Raw genomic sequence first — 17,302 nt, forward strand, 5'->3', positions numbered from 1 at the left:
CCGTAGACGCCGTAGTTCTCCGCGTGGATCCGCTCGATCATCGCGGTCAGCTCCTCGTCGCGCCGCGACCTGGCCGAGGCCGGGCGGGTCTTGGCCGCGTAGTAGGTCGACGGTGCGATCTGTGCCGGCGTGTCTTCGAGCGCCTGCAGGACCGGCTGGACACCGTGTTCGGCCTTCTGGGAGTCGACGAAGTCGACCTTCATCGCGACGGACGGTCCAGCTCCGCCGCGAAGAAACTCGCCGCGGACTTCAGGATCTGATTCGCCCGCCGCAGCTCACGATTCTCCCGTTCCAACGCGGCGAGGCGTTCCGCGTCGCTGCTGGTGGTGCCCGGACGGTCACCAGCGTCGGTCTCGGCCTTCTTCACCCACGTACGCAACGCCTCCGGATGAACCCCGAGCTGGCCGGCGATCCGCCGGATCGCTCCGACCGCGGACGCCGGATCTCGGCGGGAAACGACCGCCAACCGCGTCGCACGCTCACGCAGCTCATCGTTGTACTTCTTCGGTGCGGGCATCGCTGGTGTTCCTCCCAGGTTTCGATGTCTCCATCAAACCCGGTGCGGGACAGCTTGTGCGACCGTGCTTGATCGGCGCTTGCTCGGCTTCAGCCGTGGCGTATGCCTGCGCGGCCCCGAGGCAGGCATCGTGCTCGTGCGGGCACTGTGGCGCGCAGACGTCCGCCTCGAGGATTGGTCACCCGATTACGAGATGACACAACGCCGCCTGGTGCCGCAACGCGCCGTGTGGGACACGCTGTCCATTCCAACCGGATATGAGCCGATCTACCGCCGGATTCTCTTCGAGGCGATAGGCGAACCAATCGTCAGCTGCTCGTGAGCACGTCGGCGAGGTTGAACCTGACCGGGCGTTCGAGTTGGGCGTAGGTGCAGGAGCGCGGCTCCCGGTCCGGCCGCCAGCGCTCGAACTGGGCGGTGTGCCGGAACCGTTCACCTTCCATGTAGTCATAGCGAACCTCCACCACCCGTTCCGGACGCAGAGGGACGAACGACAGGTCCTTACCGGCATTCCAGCGGCTCTGCTCGTTGCGCCGCGGGGTGCGCTCGCCCTGCTCGTGCGCGGCCCAGTTCCACGGGTGCCCGTCGAACGTCGTGACCAGGTGCTGCAACTCCACGAACAGTTCCTGCCGCACGGCCATCGAGAAGGCGCCGATGACACCCACGGAGACCAGCGTGCCCTCGTCGTTGTAGAGACCGAGCAGCAGCGAACCGATCCGGTCGTCGCCGGATTTGTGTAGCCGGTAGCCGGCGACGACGCAGTCGGCGGTGCGCTTGTGCTTGATCTTCGTCATTACGCGTTTGTCGGATTGGTAGGTCAGCTCGGGGTCCTTGGCGATGAGCCCGTCGAGGCCGGCACCCTCGAACTGGCCGAACCAGCGCCGGGCCGTGTCCTCGTTGCGGGTGATCGGGGTGATGTGGATCGGCGGCTGAGCGCCCGCCAGGGCCCGGTCGAGCATCTCCCGCCGCTCGATGAACGGCCGCTCGGTCAGATCCTCGTCGCCGAGGGCAAGCAGGTCGAACGCGACGAAGCTGGCCGGGGTCTGCTCGGCCAGCAGCTTTACCCGGCTGGCAGCCGGATGGATGCGCTGCTGCAGCGCCTCGAAGTCGAGGGTGTTGCGGGTGGTGTCGGCGACGATGATCTCGCCGTCGATGACGGCCCGGTCTGGAAAGTTCGCCAGGACCGCCTGGACGACTTCGGGGAAGTAGCGGGTCATCGGCTTGGTGTTGCGGCTGCCGATCTCCACCTCGTTGCCGTCCCGAAAAATCACCGCTCTAAATCCGTCCCACTTCGGTTCGTAGCACTGTTGAGCTGGGATTTCACCGATGGGCTTGGCGAGCATAGGCAGGATGGGAGGCATGACGGGCAGGTCCATGAGGGCATCGTCTCTCGTTAGCCGGTGATGTTGTCCAGGGCATCGGGACGGGTCAGTTGGGAGTCTGCTTCGGCGCGGCGTCGGCGAAGATGGGTCAGGCTTTCCTCCAGTGCGGCGACCTCGCCGAGCCAGACTTTCTCACGGGCTCCGCCGCGGGCATCGAGGGCATCGTGATCAAACGCCTCGACGGACGCTACGAGCCCGGCCGACGAGGATGGCAGAAAGTCCGCGCCTACCGCACCACCGAAGCGATCATCGGCGGCGTCACCCCCAGCACCGACAACCCCGAGACCCTCCTGCTCGGCCGCTGCGACCAGCACGGACAACTCCGCTACACCGACCGCACCAACCCCCTACGACCCGCACACCGCGCCGAATAGGCGCCCTGCTCACCCCCATCGACCCGACGGGGGCACACCCCTGGCCGCAACCCCTCCCCGCCGCGTGGACCGGACAACTCGACCGCCCCCAACCCCTCCCCTACAGCCCCGTGCTCCCCACCATCGTCGCCGAAATCGACGTCGACACCGCCTACGAACACCACCGATGGCGACACCACGTCCGCTACCTACGCCCCCGCCTCGACCTCACCCCCGCCGACGTGCCACCGGCCAACGGTCAACGTTGAGGCCCGGTGCAAGGACCCGCAGCACCCGCATGGCGCAGCAGACGAAGACCGGTTCGAACCTGCTCCCGCAGCCGACATCTGAAGCGGCAGGCAAACCACTCGTACCACCAGCCGCTGAGCGGCTGTTGGTAAAGGTGCTAGCCGGCGGCGAAGTCCACGACCAGCCGAGCCAGTTCGGACGGCTGATCCTCCGACACGAAGGTATACGAATCGGCGACCGTGACCAGGCGGCCGTCGGGCAGGGTTGCCGCGAGTCGTTCGAAGAGCCGGGCAGGGAAGATCCGTTCATCCTCCGCGCGGACCAGCAACACCGGCTTGCTGAATCCGGTCAGTGCCTTAGCAGCGGCCAGCGTGTACCTGTTGTGCACACCAACGATGAACCGCTTGGCATCCCTGCGAATCTGCCGGCTGTCGTAGCTTGGCCGTAGGTAGGAGTCGATGATTTCGGCGGGGATGCCACGCTTGGCCAGCCAACCGAACGCAGACGACCGCCGCTGCACAATCGGCAGCCGGAGCAGTCGGCTGGCCAGCCAGACCGCACCGGGCAGTCGAACCAGCTTGGGCAGCCGGGTGAACGGCTCGGGCAGGAATTCCTCGAACGCGTCGCACGGGGTGAGCACGACACGGCCGAGCCGCTCCGGATGGGTGGCCATCAGGATCTGGGTCAGCGCGCCGCCGGTGTCGTTGGCAACCACGGTGACGTCGGTCAGGTCAAGCGCGTCGAGGAACTCCGCCATCAGCTTGGCGACCCCGGGAGGCGTCATGTCGGCGTCTGCCGGCATGGGCACCTGGTGCGCGCCGAGCGGCCAATCCGGCGCGATGCAGCGAAAGCCCGCGTCCGCGATGGCCGGCACGACCTTGCGCCAGAGGTTGGCGTTGACCAGCAGACCATGCACGAACACGACGGTCGGGCCGCAGCCACGCTCGGTGTAGGCGACCCGGCCGCTGGGCAGGGCCACGGTCTTGCCGGTGCCAAGAGCTGTGTCGGGCATGCCAACCTCCTCGGGGATCGAGGTCACCTCGGAGCGAACCTCATAGAGGCATCTTCGATGGAGCCCAGTTCGTTCAATGCCGCCTGCCGGCCTGTATCGACAGCTGCGCGAAGAACGCGTGGGCGTCGCTCGGTACGGCCGATCCTCACGCTGCCGATCGGTGGGCGGATCTGCAAGATCGCCGGATGCGACGCCAGAAGCCGCTCTTCTTCTGCTCTGACGGCCTGGCGGCTCAGCCATGGCTCGGCCGCTCCTGGAGCGCGCTGGGCGAACCACCGCGACAAAACCAGACGTTCACCGCGAGACGGAGGGGACGGGGGCTCGTCCATGCGTCGAGTGCGAAGCGCAACGATGTGCGTGGCCTTGTCAGCAAGTGCCGTCCGTACGGGGACCGCCTCGCTCACCCCGGCATCGACGAACCGACGCCCGTTGATCTCGATCGGTTCGCCTGCGAGAAGTGGCATTGCGGCCGACGCGCGGAGTGCGGCCTGCAAGCTCGACTGGTCACGGATCTGATCGTGGAGATCGGTGGCATGGCCCGTGAGGGCGTCTGTGGCGATCGGGTGGAATTCAACGGTGCTGTGGAGGATCTCCTGGAACCCCATCGGCATGATCTCGGTGTACACGGTGTGGACAAGGAATTGAGTGTCCACGACCGGCTGCCGGCGCAGGGCGCGCCTTGGGTCGATGGTCGTCCGCATGATGCTTGGATCCCACCATGCGTGCATGGTGCTTTCGGCGCGGCCGCACAGCAGCCACGCTGCGTTCAGCGTTCCCGCGGAACTGCCATAGACGGCATCAAACAGCGGTAAGCCGGTGAGCAACGACGGTGCATCGCATTGACCTGCGGGAGATCTCCGACGGTCGCCTGCTCGATGACGATGGATCCGATTTCAGCACCGGTAACGAGGACTCGCCGGTTTTCCCTCAGCGGCACCCGTTTGCGCATGAACAGGCGGGTTCCGTCCGTAGTGTCGAAGAGCGGCATCCTCGGTTCCTTTCAAAACGTGGGGGAACGTCGCCATCCTGCACTCTTGGGGGCGAGGATGCGAATACCTTGCAGGTACTCGTTCCGACGCGTGCCGCCCGGCTATCGTGACGTCTCGTGACAGATGCGAACGTCGGACACCTGATCCGCCGGCAACGGGGACTAGCCCGGCGCAGCCAAATGGACCTGGCGCATGAGATCGGCATCTCGCCCCGCCACCTGAGCTTCGTCGAGCTGGGCAAGTCGAAGCCGAGTCCCGGCTTGCTGATGAAGATCGCCCAACATCTGGACCTGCCGCTGCGGGAGCGGAACGACTGGCTGCTGGCGGCCGGATACGCTCCCCGCTATCCGGAGACGCCCCTGACCGGGCCGGCGCTTTCCCGGGTCCGGGCCTCGTTGCAGGTGCTACTGGACACGCACGACCCGTTCCCCGGCGTCGCAATCGACCGGCAGTGGAATGTGCAGCTCAGCAACCACGCTGGGCGCCGATTGGTCTCCGGCATCCCCGAGGACGTGCGTGGCGTGCCGACCAACCTTTTCCGTACGGCCCTGCACCCTGCCGGACTCGCCGGCCGTACCCGAAACTTCGCGCAATGGTCCGCCTACCTGCTGCACCGGCTCGACCGGGCTGTCGTGCGAACCCAAGACCCGCACCTTGCCGCGCTCGCCGACGAGATTGCAACCTGGCCCGCCATCCCGGAACGTCACACCTGGAGCCACCTCGCCTCAGACGAAGCGGACGACCCGGTCCTGTCATGGAGGCTGGAACTCGGCGGCGAGGAGCTATCGATGTTCAGCATCCTGAGCACATTCGGGACCCCGATGGACGTCACCCTGTCCGACCTGTCAATCGAACTGTTCTTCCCTGCCGACGAGCAAACCGAGACCATCCTGCGCCGTCAGGCTTAAGAGAAGGCCGGCCCACAAAACGGCGCTCGGCGACCGTCCCACAGGCCTGTCAGCACGCTCCGGTAGCGGCTGGTGTGCATGATGGCCTCCAGCACGACGTGGTAGCCGTGGTCGAGCGCGAACCAGACGGTCTGCCCGATCAACGCGGTGCCGCGCCACCGGCTTTTCCCGCTCGCCCAACACGATGCGACGCAGGCAGTCCTGCTCGACCAGCGCACAGCCCTGGCCATGCCGACGCCGCAGCTCAAAGGCAATCATGCTCTTACCCGAGCCGGAGTTGCCCCGAATGCAGACAAGGACCGTCTCCGGGCTGCCAATCGGGACGGAGTCAGCGGACACGATGCCCCCTGAAGTCAGTCGTTGCGCACGGTCAGTTTGAGGGCGTCGACGGCCATCTGGGTGAGGTCGGGCAGTTGGTTCTCCGCGAGGGTGGCGCCGGACAGGTTGTCGAGTGGCGTCTTGAGCCCGCGGAGCCGGCTGCCTCGCAGGTCGACGCCGTCGAGGTGGCAGGAGCCCAGCTCCAGGCCGGCGAGGTCGCAGGACCGCAGCGCGATTCCGGGCAGCCGGCAGGTAGACCAGGTGCCGTGGGTAAGGGTGCAGTCGGTGAAGGCGACCGAGCCGACGGCAGTAACGCGCTGGAAGGTGGCGTAGTCGAAGCGGCAGCCGTCGAACAGAACGTCCTTGAGGCGCACGTCGGTGAGCCTGGCGCCGGTGAACCGTGAGCCGGTGATGGCGCACCGTTCGATGGTGACGCCGGTCAGGGCCGCGCCGGAGAAGTCGGTGCGGGTGATGTCGCAGCCGTAGAGGCTGCCGGCTTCCCAGGTGCTCTCACTGAGGTCGCCACCGGCGATAAGGCTGCTGCGAATGCGGTGATCCTCCAACTGCACACCGCGCCACGACGCGCCCTCAACGAAAGCCTCGGTGAGGCCATCGGCCAGGTCGGTCACGCGGTCGAGGTCCTCCGGGTCGAGGTCCGGTAGCAGGATCTTCACGTCGCCGACTGTCGTGGTGCGCATGTGTCCTCAACCTGTGTGGGCGCGGGGTGGGCACGCCGCCCCGCGCATCCGGTCGTTCTCTCCTACAGCGGTTACTTCTTCTTGTTCCAGTTGTCCCAGCCTGGCCGGCTGTCGAACTTGCCCTTGTTGGCCCAGGCAGGGCGGTTGTCGAACTTCGCTGCGTCGATCGACGCTACCGACAGGTCTGGGTCGACGCCGAGGCGGGCGAGCTGTTCCGGTGCGGCGTTGACGAGTGTGGCCAGTGCGCTGGTCATGGTCCTCCTTCAGGGATGAGGTGGTCTGCGGTGGCGCGGACGAGGGCTTGTCGGGTGGTTCGGCAGTAGGTGGTCTCGCGGGCGGTGAACGTCGCGTGCTCGAAGTAGCGGTTCCCGGCTTGGGCGCCACCGCAGAAGTCGTAGAAGGTGCAGTGATCGGCGCAGCCGTTGAGGGCGGTGACGAATTCGGTGACGTAGCGCAGGTCGCCGGCGCGAGCGATCATGGCGGTGATCGACTGACGGAGAACGTTGCCAGCGATGAAGTCGCCGTAGCGCGGCTCGGTGATGCCGAGCAGTTCCGGTGACAGCAGCACCACCTGGCCGTCCCAGGAGACGGTGGGGATCGGCTCATACGGGGCGTGGTCGACCCGTTCGGCACGGGTGGCGGCGAGGTAGTCGGCCAGCCGGTCCAGATCACGGATCCGTAAGGGGCTGCCGTTGACACGGCGTTGAACGAGGCGGAGCCAGAATCGGTACGCGGACTCCTCGGTCACCGGGGTCCGGTCGGCGCCTTCCTGTTCCTCGATGTTGAAGCCCACCGACTGGCAGCCCGGCAGGTCGGTGAAGACGTCGACAAGGGTGTCGGGGTGATCAATGGTCTCCGGTGTGACGACACAGATCACCGAATACTGCAGACCGGCCTTGGCCAAGGTCCGCATCCCACGCAGGGTCCGGCTGTCCGTCGGGTTGCCGGCCCGGTCCAGGCGGTTGCGGTTCAGCGGGCCGGGCCCGTCGATGCTGACCCCGACGTCGAATCCGTAGGCGGTGAACAGCTTGCACCACCGCCGGTTGATCAGCGTGGCGTTCGTCTGGATTTCGTGCCGCACACTCCCTGCACGCCGCAGGTCCTCGAATGGGGCCAACAGCTCCCGGAACACGTCGACGGGTGTGGCGGTGGGCTCGCCTCCGTGCCACACGACACCCACGGGGAAGTTGCTGTTCTGCTGCGCGATCGATTCGGCGCACGCCTGCGCGACCGCGTTGCTCATGAGGCGGCGGGGGGGTAAGCCAACCGGGCTGGGGTGCGCGCCCGGCTGCGGCCTACGGGTCAGCGACCGGGCGCGATCCGTTCGATCCAGTACTCCCGTGCCAGCGCGTTGACGCCGGCCTTTGACACCGAGCGCAGCCGCACGGTGTTGCCGTCGGTGCCGGCGATCCGGCCGTGCTTCTGCAGCTCGAGGATGTGGTAGCGCTCCGGGGCGAAGTCGAGCTCGACGTTGACCGCGAACCGGCCGCGGACGTCGCGCTGGTCGCCGACGCCCGGGGCGACCTTGCCCGCTGCTTGTACCCCCAACCAGGCCTGATAGCCGACCACCAGGAGCAGGACGATGGCCATCCGCCGGGCGGTGGGCGTCCGCCAGGCCCTACGCAGCAGCGAGCTCAGACCCTTCACTTTCCCCTCCCTCCGACAGCAGCTCAGTGATGTGGTTAGCGATGCGGCGGAACCCGGGGAGTTCGGTGGTCGCCTGCCACTGTCGGGGCCGGGGCAGGTCGACGGTCACGATCTCCCGGACCCGGCTCGGTCGCCGCGACAGCACGATCACCCGATCGGAGAGGAACACCGCCTCGTCGATGTCGTGGGTCACGAAGAAGACGGTGGGCCGGCGCAGCTCGAACACCCGGGTGAGGTCGTCCTGGAGCTTGCGCCGGGTCTGAGCGTCGATGCTCGCGAACGGTTCGTCCATCAGCATGACGGCCGGTTCGTTGGCCAGCACCCGGGCAACCCCGAGGCGCTGCTGCATACCGCCGGAGAGCTCATGCGGGTATTTGTTCTCGAAGCCCGCCAGCCCGACCAGGTCCAGGTACTCCAACGCGGTGGCCCGGCGCTGCGCGGCTGGCACGCCCTTCATGCGCAGCCCGAAGACCGCGTTGCCCAGCACCGTCTTCCATGGAAAGAGGGCGTGGCTCTGGAACACCACGCCGCGGTCCGGGCCCGGGCCGTCAACCACTCGCCCGCCGACCTTTACCACGCCCGAGGTCTGCTCCACGAAACCCGCGATGATGTTCAGCACCGTGGTCTTCCCGCAACCGCTGGGGCCGAGGATCGAGACGAACTCGCCCTCCTCGACGGTGAAGGAGACGGTGCCGATCGCCGTGACCTGGTCACCGGTGTAGCTGTCGACGTAGTCCTTGGCGAGCTCACTGATCTCAAGCGCGGTCACTTCGCTGCCTCCACTTGTCGCACCATTCCCCAACGCTCCACGGTGGCCCGCTCGAACGGGGCCAGGATGAGGGCGTCCATCGCGTACCACAGGACGCCGAGAACGATCATGCCGAGGAACACCTCCGAGACGTCGCCGACCCGGCGCGCGTCGAACATCATGAAGCCGATGCCGCTGGTGCCGACGATGATCTCGGCGGCGATCAGGGCCCGCCAGCCGTAGCCGAGACCCGTCCGGATGCCGCCGGCCACCGACGGGAGCGCCCCTGGCACGATGACCTCCACGAAGACCCGGAACCGGCCGGCGCCGAGGCTGCGCGCGGCCCGGAGCAGTTCCTGGGGCACCTGCTCGACACCCGCGACGACGGCGAGGATTAGCGGGAAGACGATGGTGTAGACGATGACGAAGGTGACCGCGGTCAGGCTGAAGCCGAACCAGACGATCACGATGGGCAGCCAGGCGATGTCGGCGATGGCCTGGAAGAAGAGCAGCAGCGGCCAGGTCAGCCGCCGGGCCCAGGCCGAGATCGCCACCAGGAAGCCCAGCGGTAGGCCGATGAGCAGCCCGACGCCCACCCCGTAGGCGAGCCGGGTGAGCGAGTCCGAGAGATAGCCCGGCAACACGCCCTTGCGAACTAGGTCGAGGAACTCGGCCAGCACGGCGTCCGGGCCGACGAAGAACGCTCCCGGGAAGAGCTCCAGCTCTGCGGCGAGCCACCAGAGGAACATGATCGGCACGAAGGGGCCTAGCGTCCGGACCAGGCCGTTACGGGTGATCCGGTGCCGCCAGGCGGTGATCCGACGGTTGCGGCCGCGCTTCGCGGCTCGCCCTGGGAGGGCGCCGCCCCGACCGGCGCGGTCCCGGTTTGCGACTGCGTCCGCCATCTCAGCTCACCGCCATCTTCATGCCCCACCGCTCAACCGTGCGCCGCTCCAGCGGCGCCAGGACCAACCGGTCCATCAGCAGCCAGAGCATGCCGATGATCGCCATGGAGGCGATGACCACGTCGGTGTCGAAGCTCTTCTGCGCCAGGAACAGCGCGTACCCAAGGCCCGCGCTGCTGGCGATGATCTCGGCTGCGACCAGGCCGCGCCAGCCGTAGCCGAGGCCGATCCGCAGCCCGGTCACCACGCTGGGCAGCGCCCCTGGCAGCAGGATCTCCCAGAACATCCGTAGCCGGCCGGTACCCATCGACCGCGCCGCGCGGATCAGTTCGATCGGAATTTGCTGGACGCCGAGCAGCGCGTTGTAGGTGAGCGCGAAGAACATCGCGTTCCACACGATGAAGATCACCGCTTTGTCGGTGTAGCCGAGCCAGAGCGTCGCGATCGGGATCCACGCGATGCCGGCCAGGGCGACCGAGAAGCGCAGCAGTGGCGTGAAGAACGCCGCGAGTCGGGGGCTAGCGCCGAGCGCGATGCCGAACGGCAGGGCCGTCGCCACGGCGAGCAGGGCGCCGACCCCGACCCGCCGCAGGCTGGCACCAAGGTGCCGCAGGAGGTCGCCGCTGGCCCACATGTCCCGGATGGCGGCCCCCACGTCGCTTACCTGCGGGAAGATCCGCATCGGCGTGTCGGTCGCCGCGACCACGACCGCCCAGACCATCAGGAGCAGGGCGAAGGGCAGCACGAACCAGAACGCGGATACCAGGCGCGCCCGGGTGCCCCTGCCCGCCGGGGAGGATGTTCGTCTCCGCGGGTCTCGGCGGGCTGTCCGGGTGAGGGTCATGGACAAGCCTTCACCGCCTCGTCCCGACTGAAGGTGAAGCTGGGGCCGATCGCCGCAGTGGCCGGCACGGGGGCCAGGTCGTCGAAGAGCGCCGGCTCGGCGGACATGACGCCGAGGATCGGCTCCGGCTCGAAGTACCGGCTCACATCGAAGCCGGGCTGCACCACCTTCTGCTCGGCGAGCAGGGCGCTGATCGTGTCGAGGGCGAGGTAGTTACACGCGCTGAGCCGCGGGTCCAGCTGCTTGGTGTTGTACTGCATTGCCTTCTTCGCCACCTCCGGCTTGGTGCCGGGCAGCCATCGGGTCGCCGACTCGCCGGCCTGATCGGGGTTCTTGCGCATCCACTGGTCGACCGCCGCCCGGGCGGTGAGGAACTTCTTGATCAGCTCGGGGTTCTGGTCGGCGAACTGCCGAGTGGTGGCGATGTAGCCGACGAACGGGATGTGCCCGCCGCCGCGCAGCACCTCTCGGGCGCCCTGGACCTGCTCGGTGATCACGATCGGCCACGGGTCCCAGATGATCGCCGCGTCGATGCCGCCGGTCTGCAGGGCCACGCCCATGTCCGGCGGCGCGGTGTTGACGATCTTCACCTCGCTGGCCGACAGGCCGGCGGATTCGAGCAGGCCCAGCAGGTAGAGATGGTTGATGGAGGCGACGGACACGCCGATCCGCTTGCCGCGCAGCGTGGTGAGGTTGGCGCCGTCAATGTCGGCGTTGGGAGCAGCCACCACCGCCATCGTCTCGTCGATGCTGCGCTGGGTCGACGAGCCGGTGTAGTTGCCAAGCAGCACCAGGTCGATGCCCTTTTGCGCGGCGGCGATGAGTGGCGTGCCGACCTGGATGATGTCGATGGTGCCGGCCTGCAGTGCGTTGAGCGCGTCGACGCCGGTCGGGAACGGCTGTGCGAGCTCGACGTCGAGGCCCTCCTCCTCGAAGTAGCCGCCCTCGAGGCCGACCGGAAGGCCGATCTGGTCGATGGCGGATACGTAGCCGGCGCGTACCTTGGTCAGCGCCGCCCCGTCGCCGCCGGCGCCATTGTCGTCGTCGACCGTGGAGCCACCGCCACAGGCGGCGGTCAGCAGGGCCACAGCCGTGGTGGCGGCGACCAGCCGCAAACCTTTCGCAATGGACATCGATATCGCCTCCGCTAATGGTTCAGAATCGGGTCCTTCTCCAGGGCCGAGCGAATTGCCGCGTCTCGGGGGATCGGATGAACGGCTCCGTGGCCCTGCGTGGTCAGGGCGCCGGCGACCGCGGCGTACCGGGCGGCGTCGGCCGGTGTGGCTCCCTGGACCAACCGGGTGACGAACGCCCCGTCGAACGCGTCACCGGCACCGGTACTGTCCACCGGGACCACCGAGTGCGGTGGTATCTCACTGGTCCGGCCGTCGTCCCACAGCAGCGCGCCCTGGTCACCCATCTTCAGAACTACGGTTCGGGGCCCGAGTGCGGCAAACCAGGCGAGGATCGCCCTGGGATCGTCTAGGTCGGTCAGGGCGCGCCCCTCCTCAAGGTTGGGCAGGGCGACGTCGCTGAGCTCGACGCTGCGCGCGACGATCGCGCGGGCCCGGTCCAGTGGCCAGAGGGCGGGCCGGTAGTTCGGGTCGTAGCTGACCAGCGTGTTGTGTCGCCGAGCCACCTTCATGGCGTGGAACCCCGCATCACAGGCCGACGCGCTGATCGCCTGAGTGATTCCTGAAACGTGCAGCGCTCGGGCCGTGGCGATTGCCGTCTCCGGTACATCTGCCGGGCTCAGTCGGCTCGCCGGGGAGCCTGCACGGTAGTAAGTGAAAGAGCTGTGCGCGGCGTGGCGGGAGATGAAGTAGATGCCGGTGCGGCCGCCGGGCTCGCGGACGACATGATCGGTCCGCACCCCCTCGCGCTGCCAGAGCCCTAGCAGTGCCGTGCCGAAGTGGTCGTCGCCGATTCGGCTGACGTAGCCGGCGGCGGCGCCGCAGCGGCTGGCCGATACGAGGAAGTTGGAGGTGTCCCCGCCGTAACCGAGCGCAAAGCTCTCCGCCGCGTCCAACGACTGCTCGTCGGTGACGCTGAACTCCAGCAGCGGCTCACCGATGGCCAGGATGTCCATCGCGGTCAGACCCGGTTATGCTTGGCGAGGCCGGTGAGCAGCGACTTCGACTCGTGGATCAGCTGAGTCTGCTCCCGCTCGGCTTTCTCGATGAGTTGCGCGATCTCCAAGGTTTCGATGATCCGGGCCGCCGACACCCGGACGACGCCGTCGCTGTCACCAACGATGAGATCACCCGGGGCCACCATCACCCCGCCGAGCTCGACCGGCTCGTTCAGGCTGACCGTGCGGTAGCGGCCCACTGTGGTTGACGGGACCCCGCCTCGGGCGTAGATCGGAAGCTGGGGGTAATCGCGACGGATTTCCTCGATGTCGCGAACCCGGGCGTCGAGGACGGCGCCGGCGATTCCGTTGACTACTGCGCCGGCGGCCATCAACCCGCCGAAGACCGCGACGTCCGCCGCACCGGCGGCGATGCACAGAACGCTTCCAGCGGGCGAGTCGTCGATGGCCCGCAGAGCGAGCGTCGGCGGCTCCGCGGTGTCGCACGGTTCCTCGAGCACGGTCACCGCCGGGCCGACCAGCTTGCCGGGCAGGACCGGACCGATGGCGCCGGTCATATAGCCGCGCTCACCGGTCTTCTCGACGGCGTCGGCGACGGAGGCGGTGGCCAGGCCGCGGTACGCCTCGATGATTTCCTGCGTGAGTACGGGAGTCACGTCGGTTCCGCTCCTTTCTGGGTTGTCGACAGAAACCGTGCGTCAGCGGCAGAGCCAACCACCGTCGACGACGAGGATGTGCCCGTGGACGTAGTCGGCCGCCGCGGAGGCGAGAAAGATCGCCGGCCCGGCGATGTCTCGCGGGGTGGCCCATCGGCCGGCCGGGATGCGGGCGGTGATCTGGGCCTGGCGCTGCCGGTCGTCGCGCAGGTCCTCGGTGACTGCGGTCTCGACGTAACCGGGCGCGATGGCGTTGACGTTGACGCCGCGTCCGGCCCACTCGTTGGCTAGCGCCCGGGTGAGGCCGGCGAGGGCGTGCTTGCTGGCGGCGTAGGACGGGACGAACATGCCGCCTTGGAAGCTGAGCACCGAGGCGATGTTTATGATTTTCCCGCCGCCGCGCTCGAGCATCCGCCGGCCGGCCGCGCGGGCCAAGTGGAAGGCGGCGTGGGTGTTGACCTCGATGACGTCGTACCAGTCGTCGTCGGCGAAGGTCTCACTCGGCGCGCGCCGGATCAGTCCGGCGTTGTTGACTAGGACGTCGATGTCGTGGTCGTCGAGGAGTGCCTCGACGAAGCCCGTACGACCGTCGGCGTCGGCCAGGTCGAATCGTACGCAGGCGGCCTTGGCACCGAGTGCCTGCACCACTGCCGCCACCTCGTCGAGATTGTCCCGCTCCGACAGCAGCACCAGGTCAGCGCCGGCCGCCGCGTAGGCGACCGCGATCGCTCGGCCGATGCCGGTTGCGGCGCCGGTCACCAGCGCCTGCCGCCCGTTGAGGGTGAAGGTCGGAGCTGGCTCCTGCGACGTGTGCACCGTCCCTCCTCCCCTCCTCGGACCGCGTCCGGTGGATGTGTGCCGATGACACTAGGCGAGTTGTTGCGGGGCGTTAACAACGGAAACGGGATGGTCCCATCCGCATAACGGATCGGCGGGACGCCTGCTCACCCGGGCGCGGCAACGGCCTCCGCCCCGGACTGGGGCGGCTGTGTGCCCGGCGGCCGCGGCGCCTGGACGATGCGCTGAAGAAGGCTGCGTGCGGCCGGGTTCATCGGTCGGGACATGTCTCGATACGCGGCCACCTGGCGCCCGCAGTTGCCCTCGATCCGGCGTATCCACACGCCCTCGGTGTCGGCGATGTGCACGGCCAGCCAGTTGGTCACGCCCACCCCGAGTCCCGCACGGATCAACTCGACGAGGGTCTGCGGCTGGTTGGTCGCCTGCACCGGTTCGAGCTCGAAGTTGTGCTCGCGGAAGAGCCGGTAGACCTCGAACTCCGCGGACTGCGCGTCGTCGAGCCGTCCGATGGAGATCAGCGGATGCGTCGCCACGGCAGCGACAGTCAGCGGCTCAGGAAGCTCGGCGAGCTGGTGGTCCGGCGGGTGCAGCACGACCAGCGGCTCGCGCCACAGTGGATGGCCCACCATCGACGGCGCCGTGGGTGGAGGCGACATCGGCCGCAGGCAGATGTCCACCTCACCGGTGGTCAGCGCGTGGTCGAGTTCCAGCGTCGCGCGCTCGACCAGCACCACCTTAACGTCGGGGCTGGTTCGAGAGAGATCGCGAAGCAGCGCCGGAACGAATGCCGCGCTGGCGCTCGGGTAGCAGCCGAGCGTGACCAGGCCGCGAGCGCCGCCGCGCCATGGCGCCATCGCCGCCTCGGCGGCTTCGAACTCGCGCAGCACCGCCCGGGCGTGCATGGCGAGGACCGCGCCGGCCCCGGTCAGCTCGACAGGCCGCTTGCGGCGGTCGAAAAGGGGGAGGCCGACCTCGCGCTCCAGCGCGGCCACGTGCATGCTTACCCGCGGCTGGGAGCGGTGAGTCGCCTCGGCGGCGGCCACGAAGCTGCCGGTGTCGACGACCCCGAGGAACGAGACGAACCACTCGAGCCGGGTATCCGTCCTGAGCACGTAGAACCCCCTCGCAGGCACGCCGCCGCTCCGGTTCGCACGCCGCAGGTCAGGGCGAGGACCACCACCGGTGACGAGTAATCAAGGATGCGGATGACTCCATTCGTAACTCGTTCTTAACAAGCGACGACGGTCGAGGCTAGCGTCTGCCAACACGAACCCAGGTTGATCGTTACCGCGTTGTTATGGGAATCGATCGGCCCCGGCCGACGGCGGTCCGGTCTGTCGAGAGTGGTCATTCGACTGCCACCGGGAGGAGCCGTGGCAGGAGACCCGATCGGCGGAACGGGTGGCATCTCAGCAGGTTGTGGCGGCGTCTTCGGCCGCGGCCGAGGCAGCGGAAAAGGGGATCCACCCCCAGATAGCACATGGCGACATGCTTCGGCCCGCGGAAGGCACCCGTTACCACCGAACGCGTTGAACTAATTTCTGCACCCGATCGTCCGCGCCTTGGCATCGTTCGATTCTGTTCCGAAAGCGGTCCTCGACGGCCCGGAGAAATGGTTTCGGGCTACCCGATGATCGCTCCGTTCCGCCTTCGCCCACCGGCACCTAAGCCGACGAACGAGAGGTACCGCATCATGGCGCAATCCCGCCGGGACGTCCTCAAGCAAGGCGCATCACTGGCCGCCGTCTCGGCTGCCGGTCTGACCGTCGCCGGTAGCGGCGCGGCCGCCGCCGCGGCGGCACCCGCGGAGACCGTAACGACCGGGCCGGGTGGCATGCCCTACCCCTACCTGAAGTGGCCCGAGCAGGTGAAGGAGAGCACGAACACGCCGCGGCTGTGCCAGTGGTTCTCCCGCAACCCGAGCCAGGCGACCGTGCGTCGGTGGCGGCAGGCCGGAGTCACGGGCGCCCTGATCACCGATCCCCCGCCGCTGCCCTGGACCGCGGCCACCCTCATCGCCGATCGGCAGCGACTGGAGGCGGCCGGGCTGCACATCACCGCCTATCTGATCAGCATCACAGACAGCATCGTGCGCGGTCAGGAAGGCCGGGACCAGCAGATCGAGTACATCAAGCAGTCGCTGGTCGCGGCCGGCCAGGCCGGCATTCGTGTGGTTGAATACAATTTCTACGTCCACCGCCTCACTGAGGGCTACTACGAGCTGATCGACAATGAGGATCGGCTAGGCGCCGGCTACACGGCGTTCGACTATCACCGTGAGGTCGACGGCGTGCCCGTGAAGGACCTGCCGCCGCGGCCCGGCACACCGCTGCTGACCTACGAGCAGGTCTGGGACAACTACAAGTACTTCCTCGACCGGGTGATGCCCGTTGCCGAGGCGGCCGGCGTCCGGCTCGCCGTGCACCCCAACGACCCGCCTGCGGTGATCAGCCGCGGCAACCCGCAGGTGCTGGCCTCGGTCGCCGACTGGAAGCGGCTCATCGACACGTACGACAGCCCCGCCAACGGGCTGACTGTGCACGCTGGGGTGACGCCGGAGGTGGGCCACGACGCGGTCGACTTCCTGCGCTACGTGGGCGCCAAGGACCGGGTGAACCACATCCACTACCGCAACGTGACCGTGGACAAGCCGCGGGAGCGGTACGCGGAGGTGTTCCCCGACACCGGCGAGACGGACATGTTCGCCTTCATGCGGGAGCTGGTCCGGCAGGGCTACGACCGCGGCGTCCTCGCCGAGCACCCGCGGGCGCTCGACTTCGACCGGGAGAACGGCTCGATCGGCGGCCAGTACGCCGGTGTCGGTGGCGGCGGGCACGGCGGCGAACTCTACGACACCGGGTACGCCCGCGCCATGCTTCAGGCCGCGCTGATCATGGAACGCGGTCGCAAGCCGGTGCTCGACGACGCTGAGACGCTAGTGAACCGTTTCTACGCTGCCGGCGCGGTCAAGCTCAGCGACCGCGCCCGCCTCCAGGCCAACCTGAAAGTGGCCGATCAGCTGGCCGAGCAGAGCGAGGCGGCGATCGACCGGTTCGCCGGCGTCGCCCAGGGCATCGAGGATGCGGAAGCGCGCACCTCGCTGACCTCGATGGCCGCGTACCTCAAGGCGCAGATCCCCAACTGACGCCGCCCTCGTAAGGGGAGCCGGCCTGCGCGTCGGCTCCC

Annotated in this window: 20 protein-coding genes and 3 pseudogenes; 4 read left to right on the forward strand and 19 right to left on the reverse strand. The window is 68.0% G+C overall.

Features of this window, described 5'->3' with window-relative positions:
• Window positions 1–203 (reverse strand): annotated as a pseudogene (locus ABZU69_RS34275) (IS3 family transposase); the annotation flags it as partial.
• Entirely contained in the window at window positions 200–517 is a 318-nt protein-coding gene (locus ABZU69_RS34280) for a transposase (protein WP_354968416.1), read from the reverse strand. The gene ABZU69_RS34280 and the pseudogene ABZU69_RS34275, both read right to left, overlap by 4 nt.
• A gap of 64 nt (window positions 518–581) precedes the next feature.
• On the opposite strand from ABZU69_RS34280, the gene ABZU69_RS34285 reads away from it, so the two are divergent.
• Window positions 582–839, forward strand: coding sequence for a hypothetical protein (locus ABZU69_RS34285; protein WP_354968417.1), 258 nt, complete (start codon window positions 582–584; stop codon window positions 837–839).
• On the opposite strand, the gene ABZU69_RS34290 is transcribed toward ABZU69_RS34285, so the two are convergent.
• Window positions 826–1,893 carry an ATP-dependent DNA ligase gene (locus tag ABZU69_RS34290; RefSeq protein ID WP_354968418.1) on the reverse strand — a complete coding sequence of 356 codons (1,068 nt, stop codon included), beginning with the start codon at window positions 1,891–1,893 and terminating at the stop codon, window positions 826–828. The genes ABZU69_RS34285 and ABZU69_RS34290 overlap by 14 nt on opposite strands.
• Before the next feature lie 17 nt (window positions 1,894–1,910).
• Window positions 1,911–2,213, reverse strand: coding sequence for a hypothetical protein (locus tag ABZU69_RS34295; protein ID WP_354968419.1), 303 nt, complete (start codon window positions 2,211–2,213; stop codon window positions 1,911–1,913).
• Window positions 2,214–2,383: 170 nt separating this feature from the next.
• Here ABZU69_RS34295 and ABZU69_RS34300 point away from each other — a divergent pair, with 170 nt between their 5' ends.
• Window positions 2,384–2,521: a hypothetical protein gene (locus ABZU69_RS34300; protein ID WP_354968420.1), complete on the forward strand. Its 138-nt coding sequence runs from the start codon at window positions 2,384–2,386 to the stop codon at window positions 2,519–2,521.
• 137 nt (window positions 2,522–2,658) lie between these two features.
• Here ABZU69_RS34300 and ABZU69_RS34305 read toward each other — a convergent pair whose 3' ends face one another.
• Together ABZU69_RS34305 and ABZU69_RS34310 are read right to left on the reverse strand one after the other, a co-directional pair.
• On the reverse strand, window positions 2,659–3,513 hold the full coding sequence (locus tag ABZU69_RS34305) for an alpha/beta hydrolase (protein WP_354968421.1): 855 nt from the start codon (window positions 3,511–3,513) through the stop codon (window positions 2,659–2,661).
• A 23-nt stretch (window positions 3,514–3,536) separates the two neighbouring features.
• On the reverse strand, window positions 3,537–4,337 hold the full coding sequence (locus ABZU69_RS34310) for a patatin-like phospholipase family protein (RefSeq protein ID WP_354968422.1): 801 nt from the start codon (window positions 4,335–4,337) through the stop codon (window positions 3,537–3,539).
• 281 nt (window positions 4,338–4,618) lie between these two features.
• On the opposite strand from ABZU69_RS34310, the gene ABZU69_RS34315 reads away from it, so the two are divergent.
• Entirely contained in the window at window positions 4,619–5,410 is a 792-nt protein-coding gene (locus ABZU69_RS34315; RefSeq protein WP_354968423.1) for a helix-turn-helix domain-containing protein, read from the forward strand.
• 14 nt (window positions 5,411–5,424) lie between these two features.
• On the opposite strand, the pseudogene ABZU69_RS34320 reads toward ABZU69_RS34315, so the two are convergent.
• From ABZU69_RS34320 to ABZU69_RS34380, 13 genes and pseudogenes are all read right to left on the reverse strand, one after another.
• Window positions 5,425–5,668 (reverse strand): annotated as a pseudogene (locus ABZU69_RS34320) (kinase); the annotation flags it as partial.
• Between the two features lie 95 nt (window positions 5,669–5,763).
• Window positions 5,764–6,426, reverse strand: coding sequence for a pentapeptide repeat-containing protein (locus ABZU69_RS34325; protein WP_354968424.1), 663 nt, complete (start codon window positions 6,424–6,426; stop codon window positions 5,764–5,766).
• A gap of 71 nt (window positions 6,427–6,497) precedes the next feature.
• Window positions 6,498–6,680 carry a multiple cyclophane-containing RiPP AmcA gene (gene amcA, locus ABZU69_RS34330; RefSeq protein ID WP_354968425.1) on the reverse strand — a complete coding sequence of 61 codons (183 nt, stop codon included), beginning with the start codon at window positions 6,678–6,680 and terminating at the stop codon, window positions 6,498–6,500.
• Window positions 6,677–7,675: pseudogene (gene amcB / locus ABZU69_RS34335) on the reverse strand (cyclophane-forming radical SAM peptide maturase AmcB); the annotation flags it as partial. The pseudogene amcB and the gene amcA, both read right to left, overlap by 4 nt.
• 53 nt (window positions 7,676–7,728) lie before the next feature.
• On the reverse strand, window positions 7,729–8,073 hold the full coding sequence (locus ABZU69_RS34340; protein WP_354968426.1) for a hypothetical protein: 345 nt from the start codon (window positions 8,071–8,073) through the stop codon (window positions 7,729–7,731).
• A complete protein-coding gene (locus tag ABZU69_RS34345) occupies window positions 8,045–8,842 on the reverse strand; it encodes an ABC transporter ATP-binding protein (RefSeq protein ID WP_354968427.1) in 798 nt (265 codons plus the stop codon). The genes ABZU69_RS34340 and ABZU69_RS34345 overlap by 29 nt, the downstream gene beginning before the upstream one ends.
• Window positions 8,839–9,726, reverse strand: a complete 888-nt coding sequence (locus ABZU69_RS34350; protein ID WP_084757106.1) for an ABC transporter permease — start codon at window positions 9,724–9,726, stop codon at window positions 8,839–8,841. Before ABZU69_RS34350 ends, ABZU69_RS34345 begins: the two co-directional genes overlap by 4 nt.
• A gap of 1 nt (window position 9,727) precedes the next feature.
• On the reverse strand, window positions 9,728–10,471 hold the full coding sequence (locus ABZU69_RS34355; protein WP_354968428.1) for an ABC transporter permease: 744 nt from the start codon (window positions 10,469–10,471) through the stop codon (window positions 9,728–9,730).
• A 95-nt stretch (window positions 10,472–10,566) separates the two neighbouring features.
• Window positions 10,567–11,703 (reverse strand): NrtA/SsuA/CpmA family ABC transporter substrate-binding protein, encoded by a 1,137-nt coding sequence (locus ABZU69_RS34360; RefSeq protein ID WP_354968429.1) that lies wholly within the window; start codon window positions 11,701–11,703, stop codon window positions 10,567–10,569.
• A gap of 14 nt (window positions 11,704–11,717) precedes the next feature.
• Entirely contained in the window at window positions 11,718–12,659 is a 942-nt protein-coding gene (locus tag ABZU69_RS34365; RefSeq protein ID WP_354968430.1) for a sugar kinase, read from the reverse strand.
• A 5-nt stretch (window positions 12,660–12,664) separates the two neighbouring features.
• Window positions 12,665–13,318, reverse strand: a complete 654-nt coding sequence (locus ABZU69_RS34370) for an RraA family protein (protein ID WP_354968431.1) — start codon at window positions 13,316–13,318, stop codon at window positions 12,665–12,667.
• A gap of 42 nt (window positions 13,319–13,360) precedes the next feature.
• On the reverse strand, window positions 13,361–14,134 hold the full coding sequence (locus ABZU69_RS34375; protein WP_354968432.1) for an SDR family oxidoreductase: 774 nt from the start codon (window positions 14,132–14,134) through the stop codon (window positions 13,361–13,363).
• 128 nt (window positions 14,135–14,262) lie between these two features.
• Window positions 14,263–15,228 carry a LysR family transcriptional regulator gene (locus ABZU69_RS34380; protein WP_354968433.1) on the reverse strand — a complete coding sequence of 322 codons (966 nt, stop codon included), beginning with the start codon at window positions 15,226–15,228 and terminating at the stop codon, window positions 14,263–14,265.
• A gap of 581 nt (window positions 15,229–15,809) precedes the next feature.
• Here ABZU69_RS34380 and ABZU69_RS34385 point away from each other — a divergent pair.
• Window positions 15,810–17,261 (forward strand): mannonate dehydratase, encoded by a 1,452-nt coding sequence (locus ABZU69_RS34385; protein WP_354968434.1) that lies wholly within the window; start codon window positions 15,810–15,812, stop codon window positions 17,259–17,261.
• The last annotated feature ends 41 nt before the right edge of the window (window positions 17,262–17,302 follow it).

Source organism: Micromonospora sp. NPDC005206 (assembly GCF_040608175.1).
Lineage (GTDB): Bacteria > Actinomycetota > Actinomycetes > Mycobacteriales > Micromonosporaceae > Micromonospora.